The 10,961-nt window shown below is 60.9% G+C and carries 9 protein-coding genes; 1 reads left to right on the top strand and 8 read right to left on the bottom strand.

The genetic code is table 11. The features are described from left to right. Positions 1-146 precede the first annotated feature (146 nt). From AC0KXH_RS02870 to AC0KXH_RS02835, 8 genes are read right to left on the bottom strand one after another with little or no spacing between them, the layout of a single operon-like run. Positions 147-1,661 (bottom strand): AAA family ATPase, encoded by a 1,515-nt coding sequence (locus AC0KXH_RS02870; protein ID WP_488224584.1) that lies wholly within the window; start codon positions 1,659-1,661, stop codon positions 147-149. Positions 1,662-1,663: 2 nt separating this feature from the next. Further along, positions 1,664-2,767: a 3-dehydroquinate synthase gene (aroB, locus tag AC0KXH_RS02865; protein ID WP_488224122.1), complete on the bottom strand. Its 1,104-nt coding sequence runs from the start codon at positions 2,765-2,767 to the stop codon at positions 1,664-1,666. Positions 2,768-2,791: 24 nt separating this feature from the next. Then, entirely contained in the window at positions 2,792-3,337 is a 546-nt protein-coding gene (gene aroK / locus AC0KXH_RS02860; protein ID WP_061339736.1) for a shikimate kinase AroK, read from the bottom strand. A 4-nt stretch (positions 3,338-3,341) separates the two neighbouring features. Then, on the bottom strand, positions 3,342-5,432 hold the full coding sequence (locus tag AC0KXH_RS02855) for a type IV pilus secretin PilQ (RefSeq protein WP_488224121.1): 2,091 nt from the start codon (positions 5,430-5,432) through the stop codon (positions 3,342-3,344). 55 nt (positions 5,433-5,487) lie between these two features. Beyond that, positions 5,488-6,015 (bottom strand): type 4a pilus biogenesis lipoprotein PilP, encoded by a 528-nt coding sequence (pilP, locus tag AC0KXH_RS02850; protein WP_043218306.1) that lies wholly within the window; start codon positions 6,013-6,015, stop codon positions 5,488-5,490. Further along, positions 6,012-6,635, bottom strand: a complete 624-nt coding sequence (pilO, locus tag AC0KXH_RS02845; RefSeq protein ID WP_428743806.1) for a type 4a pilus biogenesis protein PilO — start codon at positions 6,633-6,635, stop codon at positions 6,012-6,014. Before pilO ends, pilP begins: the two co-directional genes overlap by 4 nt. Then, positions 6,632-7,204: a PilN domain-containing protein gene (locus AC0KXH_RS02840; RefSeq protein WP_043218300.1), complete on the bottom strand. Its 573-nt coding sequence runs from the start codon at positions 7,202-7,204 to the stop codon at positions 6,632-6,634. The genes pilO and AC0KXH_RS02840 overlap by 4 nt, the downstream gene beginning before the upstream one ends. Next, the gene (locus tag AC0KXH_RS02835; protein ID WP_061337879.1) at positions 7,204-8,268 is read right to left on the bottom strand and encodes a pilus assembly protein PilM; all 1,065 of its coding nucleotides are present in this window, start codon (positions 8,266-8,268) and stop codon (positions 7,204-7,206) included. Before AC0KXH_RS02835 ends, AC0KXH_RS02840 begins: the two co-directional genes overlap by 1 nt. Positions 8,269-8,449: 181 nt before the next feature. Here AC0KXH_RS02835 and AC0KXH_RS02830 point away from each other — a divergent pair, with 181 nt between their 5' ends. Further along, the gene (locus AC0KXH_RS02830) at positions 8,450-10,861 is read left to right on the top strand and encodes a penicillin-binding protein 1A (RefSeq protein WP_488224120.1); all 2,412 of its coding nucleotides are present in this window, start codon (positions 8,450-8,452) and stop codon (positions 10,859-10,861) included. Positions 10,862-10,961: the final 100 nt, after the last annotated feature.

Genomic DNA, 10,961 nt, shown 5'->3' with positions numbered 1-10,961 from the left:
AATCAACCCCTTACTGACGGAGCGCTGAAAAGCCCCGTCATACACGCGGGCAAAAGGGGGAGCAGTTTACAAAGGCTGCTAGAGCGACACAAACAAAAATTTGCAAGCCCCAAAACGGTGCATCGCGCACTTTTTTGGGGCAATTTTTACTGTGCAGAGCGAATTTCGCCCTGCACACTCGAAAAACTACGCACCCAGGGCTTGCCCGCCTGAAGCTTGGCCGGCAATTTCTTCACGGCATCAACGGCCTGCGCACGCGAAGCAAAACTGCCGTAGGTAACCACGTAGAGCGGCTTGCCTTGGTGATTCTTGACGAAGTATCGGAACTCGCCTCCGTATTCCTGCACCAGTGCTTTCGCATTCTTCTCGGCACGAGTCCCAACGACCTGAACCAGATAGCGACTCCCCGGCTGCTGCGAATACCACGACTGTGCGGCAGACGAAACGGTCGAATCGCGTGACGGTGCGGCAACCGGTCGCGGCGCTACAGCCACTGTTGGCGCGGGAGAGGCTTGCGGCGCTGGCGTTGGCGTTGGCGTTGGCGTTGAGCTTGCCGGCGAAGAGCCCGAAGCAGCAACATCTGGCGGCAGCGCCCCCGGCGCAGCGATCGCATTGTCGCCGTCGTCCTCCGGCGCACCGGCCGCAGCGGCGAGCGGCTCGCGAATGACCGGCTGCGCCTCGCTGCCAAGCGGTAACGGCAGCGGCTTCTCGGCACCGTTGAACTCTATGGCAGCCCCGGAGGAGCCGGTTTCGCTCCGAGCATCGAGACCTGCATTACCTGCGAGCTCACCTGGCCCCTCCTCTCCACTCCTGAGCACCAGCGCGACCACGACCACCAGCACGACACCAAGGGCGGCAAGCAGGTGCTTACCAGGCAATGGCAAGCCCCAGTTTCGCTTTCGCCCACGGGAAGCCGCCGATTGCTGCATGCTTTCGACCAGCTCCTCTCGCGCAACTTCGTTTATCGCGCCAGGCCAGCCACCCGACTCCTCATGGATCCGCACGACCTGCTCGCGGGTGAAGCAGTCCAGATCGCTACCGGCGCCTTCCAATCGAGCTGCCAGGTACTCTCGGGTCTCGTCCTCTTCATAGGGCTGCAATGCGATGACGTGGTACGACTCCTGTGCCGCCCCCCCGCTCAGCGCCTCAAGACGGGAGACCAAAGCATCCAGCCCGAAGAGAAACACGTGCGGCCTTGCTTCGGCGTTGCCGTTGGCGAGCCGCATGAGGGTTTCGATCGCCGCCCCTGTGAGACGGTCTGCATCATCGACCAGCAGATAAACTTCTTGCCCGGTAATGGCGAGCTGGACAATTTGCGCCATGATCGCCTCGAAGTCGGCGACCGGGGCGCTCACGGCCTGAGCAATCTGCTGAAGCAGCGCACTGGCATCCAGCGACCCAGAAGGAGTGATCACCACGCTTTGTACCGACTGCTTGTTGCTGCTGGCGACGAGCGCCTGGCGAAGCAGCGTCTTGCCGCTCCCCTCAGGCCCGGTCACAACAAGCACTAGCTGGCTATAGCGAGCCAGGTGATGCAACTGCCCAAGCACCGGCTTGCGCTGCGCCGGGAAAAACTTGAATCCAGGCACCCGCGCAGCGAAAGGATCGTGGGAAAACCCGTAATGGGCGAGAAAGGCGTCGTCAGCAGCCAGACCAGTCATGTTCATGCTCCAAGCTCTTGCGCAATCGAACGGTAGTCGGCAACAAGGGTTTCGTTCAGTACATCGCGAGAGAAATCAGCGGTCACCACGGCCTGCCCCAGCGACTTGAGCAGAACCAGACGAAGCTGGCCGTTCTGGACTTTCTTGTCGACCGCCATATGCGTCAGGAAGTCTTCCGCCCGCATGTCGGCGGGTGGCTCCACCGGAAGCCCCGCAGCCAGAAGCAGGCGCATCGCACGATCACGCGCCCCGCCATCGATCCAGCCCAGGCGTCGGGACATCTCCAACGCCATGGCCGATCCAGCGCCCACCGCCTCGCCGTGCAACCAGGCCCCGTAGCCCTGATGCGTTTCGATTGCATGGCCGAAGGTATGCCCAAGATTGAGGATCGCTCGAATACCTTCTTCGCGCTCGTCTGCACCGACGACCCGCGCCTTGGCAGCACACGAGCGGTGAATCGCCTCGTTCAAAGACGCCATGTCGAGCGCCAGCAGCTTATCGATGTTGCCTTCCAGCCACTCGAGAAACGGTGCATCGCAGATCAGGCCGTACTTGATGACCTCCGCCAAGCCCGCCGACAGTTCGCGGGCCGGCAGCGTGGTCAAGGTGGAGGAATCGATGATCACGCCGAGCGGCTGGTAGAAGGCACCGATCATGTTCTTGCCAAGCGGGTGATTGATGCCCGTCTTGCCACCGACCGACGAATCGACCTGTGAGAGCAAGGTGGTAGGCACCTGTATGAAGTCGACACCGCGCTGATAACACGCCGCTGCGAAGCCAGCCATGTCGCCGACCACGCCACCGCCCAGGGCGATGATGGTGGTACGCCGGTCGTGCCGGGCCTGGAGTAGGCCGTCGAAAATCAGCTGTAGCGTCTGCCAATTCTTGAACGCCTCGCCGTCTGGAAGAACGATCGGCGTGACGGCGTAACCCCCAAGGCTGGCCAACAGGCGCTCAAGATACAGTGGCGCGACCGTCTCGTTGGTCACCACAGCGACCTGACGACCTCGAATAAGCCCTGCGAAAAGCTCGCTGCGCGACAGCAGCCCTTCGCCGATATAAATGGGATAGCTACGCTCGCCGAGATCGACCTTCAGAGTCTGCATGACGCCCCCGCTGGATAAAGGGCGCTAGGATAGCGCAGATTGCTCCCGCCCATCACGAGACGGCAGCCCCTCAAGCCGGCGCAGAATCTCACCGACCACCGCGCGCGGCGGACGGTCATCCGTCTCGATGATGATGTCGGCTACGGATCGATATAAGGGATCGCGCAAAGACATCAGCTCGGTCAGCGTCTTGCGCGGATCCAAGGTCTGCAACAAGGGGCGATTGCGGTCCCGGGCAGTCCGCTCGAGCTGTTGGTCCACTGATGTACACAGATAGACCACCCTTCCGCCCGCACGCAGCGCCTGCCGATTCTGTTCTCGCATGACGGCACCACCGCCAGTCGCCAACACCATTCCGCCAAGCTGGCATAGCTCGGCGATGACGGCCTGCTCGCGATCACGGAAGCCTTGCTCGCCCTCCACATCGAAAATCAGTGGAATACTAGCCCCCGTGCGCTGCTCGATCTCCTTGTCCGAATCCTTGAAGGGTACGTGCAGCTCTTTTGCCAACAGGCGCCCGATGGTGCTTTTGCCTGCCCCCATCGGGCCTACGAGAATGGTATTGGTCACCGCATCAATGACTCACAGCTATCGCTTGGTTACTCATGATACGCGGAGTCAGGAAGATCAGCAGTTCCGATTTTTCGTTGGTTACAGTGTCACGACGGAACAGGCGACCGAGGTAAGGCAAGTCCCCCAGGAACGGTACCTTGTCGACCGACTTGCTCTGCGTATTCGAGAAGACGCCACCGATCACAATCGTCTCGCCGTCGTTGACCAGCACTTTGGCATTGACCTCGTTCTTGCTGATCGGGGGCACCCCGCCTACGGCATTGCCAAAATCAGGCGCGTCCTTGGTGACTTTCACCTCCATGATGATCCGATCGTCAGGCGTGATCTGAGGCGTAACTTCCAAGGACAATGCGGCCTCTTTAAACGAGGTGCTGGTCGCGCCGCTGGAGCTGGCTTCCTGGTAGGGAATTTCGGAGCCCTTCAGGATCTTGGCTGTTTCCTTGTCCGAGGTAACGACCTTCGGCTGCGAAACGACCTCACCATTTCCGGTCTTTTCCATGGCAGAAAGCTGAAGGTCTAGAATCGCATTGTCCGTAACGAAGCCAAGACCAATGCCGGACGTCGAGCCGACCGCCCCCATGTCTACGAATGGCGTGTTGGCGGGCCACTTGAGCTCCTGGCCACCACCCTCCGCGTCTTCCACCGTCAGATTTCCATTCTTACCCCAGGCGCTCCATTTGCGGCCAGTACCGAGGTTTCCGCCCCAGCGCACCCCAAGACTCTTGTCGTAATCGACGTTCGCCTCGACGATCCGTGCCTCGATCATCACCTGGCGAACCGGGATATCCAGCTGCATGACGATGCGGCGCAGTTCGTCCAGCCGCTCCTGGGTCTGGTAGGCGATGATGCTGTTGGTGCGGTCATCGACGGCGATGGAGCCGCGCTCCTCGGTTGCCCCGCTGCCATTCTCGGTGACCGACTGGAACAGACGCGCAATGTCGGCAGCCTTGGCATAGTTGACCTGAATCAGCTCGCGCCGCAGCGGCGCCAGCTCGGCGATTTGCCGCTGCGACTCGAGCTCCTGCCGCTCACGGGCCGCGATCTCGTCCGCAGGCGCCACAAGCAGCACATTACCTACCTGGCGCTTATCCAATCCCTTCGTCTTGAGCACCAAGTCAAGCGCCTGATCCCACGGCACATTCTGCAGACGCAGGGTAATGTTGCCCTGCACGGTGTCACTGGCCACCAGGTTCAGATCGGTGAAGTCGGCAATCAGCTGCAGCACCGAGCGCACATCGATATCCTGGAAGTTCAGCGACAGCTTTTCCCCGCTGTATGCAAAGCGCTCAGACTTGCGCTTCTCGGCCTCGTCTTCACTCAGCGGCTTTACGCTAATGGTCAGCTGGTTGTCCGTCTGGTATGCGAGATAGTCATATCGGCCGCTCGACTCGATCGCCACACTGGCGCCGCCGGATGAGCTGGTGGCATCCACAAAGCGCACCGGCGTGGCAAAGTCCTGCACATCCAGGCGGACACGTAGCGCTTCCGGCAGCTGTGCCTTGTCGAACTTCACATTGATCTTTCCGCCCTGCTCCTCGATGGTCGAGCCGACCGATGCGTCGGACAGGGTGATCACGACATTGCCTGCTCCGTCTTCGCCTCGTCGGAAATCGATATTACTGATGGCTTTGCCGACCATCTTGGCAGCGACCGGCGCAGGCCGGCTCGCTACCGGGGACGCAGCCGCGGACGCAATTGGGGCAACCGCCCCCTCGTTCTCGCCGAGAACAATGAACAGCTCGTTACCTTCGACGCGAGTGGCGTAGGGCACGAGCGACGCAAGATTTACGATCAGACGGGTACGCCCCTGCGCTTCGACCACCGTTACGCTACGCGCGTTGCCAAGGCCCAGCTCCCGGTTCTTCACACCAAGCTTGTTCGAAACGCCTGGCAGGTCCAGCGCAATGCGGGCCGGCTGCTCTAGCGTATAGCCGCGCGGCTTGCTGACCGGCTCATCGAAGGCCAGCTTGAGCTCGACCCGATCTCCCGGTAGCGATGCCACATCAAGCTTGTTCAAATTCGCTGCCAACAGCGCAGGCGAGGCAAGCAGCGCCAGCATGGCGACGCCTACACGAGAGAGGGTGCTATTCATAAATTGCTTCCGTTGTGCAGACCAATCTAGGTTTTCCATTGTCTGGTGCCCTCGCTCAGGTGCGCTCTTTCAGGTTCAAGCTGCGCGGGCGTTCCAGCCACCCACCATCGCCGTCTGGCACGATTTCCACCACGTCGACACTCGCCTCGCTGATCTCGACGATGCGTCCGTGGTTGCGTCCGAGGTAGTCACCAACCTTTACCCGATGCACGCCACCGCCACCGAGAACCAGCGCGTAGCGCCCGTCGCGATTGCTCAGCGTGCCGACCATGACGAAGTTTTCGATGTTGAAGCCTTCGAGGAACTGACGCACCCGGGTCTCATCCGGATGAATGTTCTTCGTACCCTTCTGCCGCTGCGCCAAGTCGACCTTGATCGGCGGCTGAAATGGATGCCGCATGGCCGAAGCGCTGTAGGTAAAGGCCTCATAAGGAACGAATGGCGGCAGTGGCTCGATGGAGCCCTTGGGCCTGGCCCTGACCTCATCGAGGTACTGCTGGAGGTCGGTGAAATCGTTGCCACCGCTGCAGCCAGTCAACGCCAGCACGAGCAGAGCAGAAAACCAAACTCGGGACTTTCTCATTTCTGCAGCCCCTTCTCGTTATAGCGATAAGTCTTGGCGAGAATCTTCATGCGCAGTTTCGATGAACCGGCGTCCTTCACCGGACTGATATCGAAGTCATGGAGGGTGACGATACGGGGCAGACTGGCAACGCCGCTGACGAATGTTGCGAGATCGTGATAGCCGCCCACTACGGATATCTGGATGGGAAGCTCGATGTAGAACTGCTGCGCCACTTCCGGCTGCAGCTTGATCTCTTCGAACTCGAGGCCGCTGCCCAAACCGGTGCGAGTGATGTCCTCCAGCAGGCCGGGCACTTCGGTATCGCTCGGCAGTTGACGCAACAAGGCGCCGAACGACGTCTCCATTTCCGCCATTTGCGCTTTATAGGCTTCGAGGTTGGCCGCCTGGAATGCCTTGGTGGAAAACTGCTGCTTGAGGCTTTCCTCTTGAGCTCGCTGCTGCTCGAGCTCGACGTTGAGATCGCTCAGATGGAAGTAGTAGCCGCCGACCAGCAGAGCAACCAGCAGCAAGACCGCCGCAATGACCTTGATCGGCCCCGGCCAGGAACCCAGGTTGTTCACGTCCAGCTCGGACAGATCTACCTTCTTCAGGCTTTCGATGGTTTCAGCCAGACTCATGGCTTGGCTCCTTCCTTTGCAGCAACCGGTTGCGTTTGCTGCACGGTCAGCTGAAATACGTTTTCCTGATCGATCGCCCCCGCCGTCACCGCTTTAACCTCGATGAGATTCGGCGCATCGAGCCACTCAGACCCATCCAGGTTGCGCATCAGGTTCGAAACGCGATTGTTCGACTCGGCCGCGCCCGCAATGGAGATGGTCTTTCCGGCCATCTTGAGATTGGTGAAGTAGACTCCGTCCGGTAGCGTACGCACCAACTGGTCGAAGACTCGCGCGATGATCGGACGATTGCCCTGCAAGTCCTGAATGATCTTCATCCGCTCGAGCAACTGCTGGCGTCGCTCCTTCAGCTCCTTGATTTCCTTGATGCGCGCATCGAGCAGGGCAATTTCCTGACGGACAAAATCGTTGCGTGCGACCTGGTTCTCGATGGCGCCCTGCAGCAAACGGTCACCCAGGAATAACAGGCCAGCGGCGAGCAGAACCACACCGACCAGACTGACCAGGAAGCGCTGCTTGCGCTCTTCGCGCAGCTGTTCGCGCCAGGGAAGTAGGTTGATCCGTGCCATCAGTCGAAGCTCCTCAGGGCCAAGCCACAGGCAATCATCAGCGCGGGCGCATCGCTCGCCAGCGCCCCGGCGTTGACCTTGCTGCTCAGCGACATGTCGGCGAACGGATTGGCAACCATGGTCTGCGTGCCCACCTTCTGCTGGATGAGCCGGTCGAGATCCGGTATCGAAGCCGTGCCACCTGCCAGCAGAATGCAATCCACGTCATGGAACTGACCGGCTGCGAAAAAGAACTGCAGTGAGCGCGACACCTGCTGAACGACCGCCTCCTTGAACGGCTGCAACACTTCGGTTTCGTAGTCGTCCGGCAAGCCACCCTGTTTCTTCGCCAGCCCTGCCTCCTCCACCGAAAGCCCGTAGCGACGCTGAATTTCCTCGGTGAGCTGGCGACCGCCAAACAGCTGCTCCCGGGTATAAATGGTACGGCCGTTGTGCAGCACACTGAGCGTGGTCATGGTGGCGCCAATATCGACGATGGCGACGGTGAGATCGGCGTGCCCCTGTGCAAGCATGGGCGCGAGCAGATCGTAGGACCGCTCTAGCGCATACGCCTCTACATCGACCACCTTTGCGCTCAGACCGGCGAGCGCTAGAGCGGCCTCGCGGATCTCCACGTTCTCCTTGCGACAGGCCGCAAGCAGCACGTCCACGCGCCCAGGCGCGCGCGCCGCAGGACCCTGAACCTCGAAATCGATGGCAACTTCTTCGAGCGGGTAAGGAATGTACTGGTCCGCCTCGATCTTGAGCTGATTCTCCAGCTCGTCATCGCTCAGGCCGCCGTCCATTTCGATGGTCTTGGTAATGACCGCCGAGCCGGAGACAGCGACAGCGGCTTGCTTGCAACCGGTCTTGGCGCGCGCCACAACACGCTGCAGGGCCTGCCCGACGCCCTCCAGCTCGGCGATGTTCTTCTCGACCACTGCGTTGGGCGGCAAAGGCTCAACGGCGTACGCCTCGACCCGATAGCGATTGCCTGAGCGGCTTAATTCCAGGAGCTTGACCGAGGTCGAACTAATGTCGATCCCAAGTAGCGTATTCGCTTTCTTAGTGAAGAGCCCTAGCACAACCGATTTCCTATCGATATCCGCAAGTTACGGATTAATTATGTTTTGCCGCATTAGATTACAGGCTTGACAGAACCGCAAATGGCTAGAAGGCAAAAAAAACGCATATACTGTGATCCGTTTTTCTCTTTCGGCATCGTCTGCTGCCGCACCCACTGCTTTCCGGATTTCTAGAGCCCTGATGCGTCTTCTGAAGTTTCTCTTGTGGTCCAGCCTTGGCTTGCTGTGCGCCGTCCTGCTCAGTATCAGCGGGGCGTTCCTCTACCTGAACCCCAACCTCCCCTCGGTCGAATCGCTGCGCAACGTCCAGCTGCAGATCCCCTTGCGCGTGTTCAGCGCCGACGAAAAGCTCATCGCCGAATTTGGCGAAATGCGCCGCTCGCCGATCCGCTTCGAAAAAATCCCCGAAGACTTCATTCACGCGCTGCTGGCCGCCGAAGACGACAATTTCGCTAACCATTATGGCGTCGACGTAACCGGCCTGATGCGCGCTGCCGCGCAATTATTGAAGAGCGGGCACATCCAGACCGGCGGCAGCACCATCACGATGCAGGTGGCCAAGAACTACTTCCTGACCAGCGAACGCAGCTTTTCACGCAAGATCAGCGAGATCCTCCTGGCCCTGCAGATTGAGCGTGAGCTAAGCAAGAACGAAATCCTCGAGCTGTACGTCAACAAGATCTATCTCGGCCACCGCGCGTACGGCATCGAAGCGGCCTCTCAGGTCTATTACGGCCAGTCGATCAAGGACTTGAGCCTGGCGCAGCTGGCGATGATCGCCGGTCTGCCGAAAGCCCCCTCAGCGTTCAATCCTCTGGTCAACCCGACACGCAGCAAAGAGCGACGCGACTGGATCCTCGGCCGAATGCAAAAGCTCGGCTACATCGACCAGCAGCGCTACGAGCAGGCCATTGCCGAGAGCGAGACGGCGCGCTATCACGGCGCTTCGCCCGAGCTCGAGGCGCCTTACATCGCCGAGATGGCGCGGGCCGAAATGGTCGGCCGCTATGGCAGCGCCGCCTATACCGACGGCTTTCGGGTCGTCACCAGCGTGCGCAGCGACCGCCAGGAAGCCGCCAACCAGGCCCTGATCGACGGCCTCATCAGCTACGACCAGCGCCATGGCTACCGCGGCGCCGAAGCGCAACTGGGCACAGAGCGCAGCAAATGGCTGGATGAGTTGAGCAGCCGCCGGGCGCTCTCGGGGCTCCAGCCAGCCGTCGTGAGCCAGGTCGGAAACGACGGCATTCAGGTACTGACTCGTGACGGCCAGGAACACGCGGTGAGCTGGGACAGCATGAAATGGGCTCGCCCCCATCTGGCCACCAACAGCCTCGGGCCACGACCGACCAAGCCATCCGACGTCGTCAAACTTGGCGACTTGGTACGCATTCGCTGGACGGACAAGCACGCCCTGTTCAGCCAGATCCCCCAGGCTCAGGCGGCCCTGGTTTCGCTCGACCCGCAGGACGGCTCTATCGAGGCGCTTGCCGGCGGCTTCTCCTTCGGCCAGAGCAAGTACAACCGTGCCATCCAGGCCAAGCGCCAACCCGGGTCCAGCTTCAAGCCGTTCGTCTACAGCGCAGCCCTCGACGCCGGCTACACCGCAGCGACCCTGGTCAACGACTCGCCGATCGTTTTCGTCGAGGAAGGTATGGACCGAGTCTGGCGACCGAAGAACGACAACAATACCTTCCTCGGCCCGATCCGCATGCGCGAGGCACTATATAAGTCCCGTAACCTCGTATCCATTCGCCTGCTCCAGGCCATTGGCATCGACTACGCCCTTGATTACATCACCCGCTTCGGCTTCAAGCGCGAGGACTTGCCGCGCAACCTCTCCCTGGCACTGGGCACCGCCACGCTGACCCCAATGGAAATCGCCACAGGCTGGACCGTTTTCGCCAATGGCGGCTACCGCATCGAGCCTTATCTGATCGAGCGCATCGAGGACAGGCAGGGCGAGGTACTGTTTACCGCGAACCCGCCGCGCGTCCCGCACGAGCAAATCGCTGCGCAGGAGGATAGCTCGGCAGTCAGCTCCGCCGAAGCTGTCGCAGGGGAAGACGAAAGCGCACCGCAGGTGGCCGAGCGCATCATCGATGAGCGCACCGCCTACATCATGACCAGCATGCTTCAGGATGTGATCAAGCGCGGCACCGGGCGACGCGCACTGGCCCTGGGGCGCAACGACCTGGCCGGCAAGACCGGCACGACCAACGATTCGTTCGACAGCTGGTTCTCCGGCTATAACGCCGATATTGTCACCACCGTCTGGAGCGGCTTCGACCAGCCGCGAAGCCTTGGACGCAACGAGTACGGCGGCACCGTGGCTCTGCCGATCTGGATGAGCTACATGGGGACCGTGCTCAAGGACCAACCCGAGCACCTGCCGCCGGAACCTGAAGGCATCCTTACCCTGCGCGTGGACCCGGTCAGCGGTCGCGCCGCCTCGCCGGGAACGCCGGACGCCTACTTCGAAGTGTTCAAGAGCGAAGACTCGCCACCGCCGATGAACGAACTCGCGCCCGACCTGCAGATCCCGGGCAGCCCGTTACCGGCGAACGAAGCCGCGCCGCTGGACCTGTTCTGAGGTCCACAGGTCGCGCGAGCCGACCAGAAGTGCCCGCGCGATCTCATCGGTCACATCGAGCGCTCGCCAGCCGACCGATCTGCGACACCAAAGAAAACGC

The organism is Stutzerimonas sp. CXK-1, assembly GCF_057738225.1.
The sequence above is the reverse complement of the archived record's forward strand: the minus strand, read 5'-3'. Positions and strand labels throughout refer to the sequence as shown.

Excerpts from the sequence above, each read along its gene's own strand:
- AC0KXH_RS02870 (WP_488224584.1), bottom strand. The coding sequence starts at position 1,661 with ATGACTGGTCTGGCTGCTGACGACGCCTTTCTCGCCCATTACGGGTTT.
- AC0KXH_RS02830 (WP_488224120.1), top strand. The coding sequence starts at position 8,450 with ATGCGTCTTCTGAAGTTTCTCTTGTGGTCCAGCCTTGGCTTGCTGTGC.
- aroB (WP_488224122.1), bottom strand. The coding sequence starts at position 2,767 with ATGCAGACTCTGAAGGTCGATCTCGGCGAGCGTAGCTATCCCATTTAT.
- AC0KXH_RS02855 (WP_488224121.1), bottom strand. The coding sequence starts at position 5,432 with ATGAATAGCACCCTCTCTCGTGTAGGCGTCGCCATGCTGGCGCTGCTT.
- AC0KXH_RS02840 (WP_043218300.1), bottom strand. The coding sequence starts at position 7,204 with ATGGCACGGATCAACCTACTTCCCTGGCGCGAACAGCTGCGCGAAGAG.
- pilP (WP_043218306.1), bottom strand. The coding sequence starts at position 6,015 with ATGAGAAAGTCCCGAGTTTGGTTTTCTGCTCTGCTCGTGCTGGCGTTG.
- pilO (WP_428743806.1), bottom strand. The coding sequence starts at position 6,635 with ATGAGTCTGGCTGAAACCATCGAAAGCCTGAAGAAGGTAGATCTGTCC.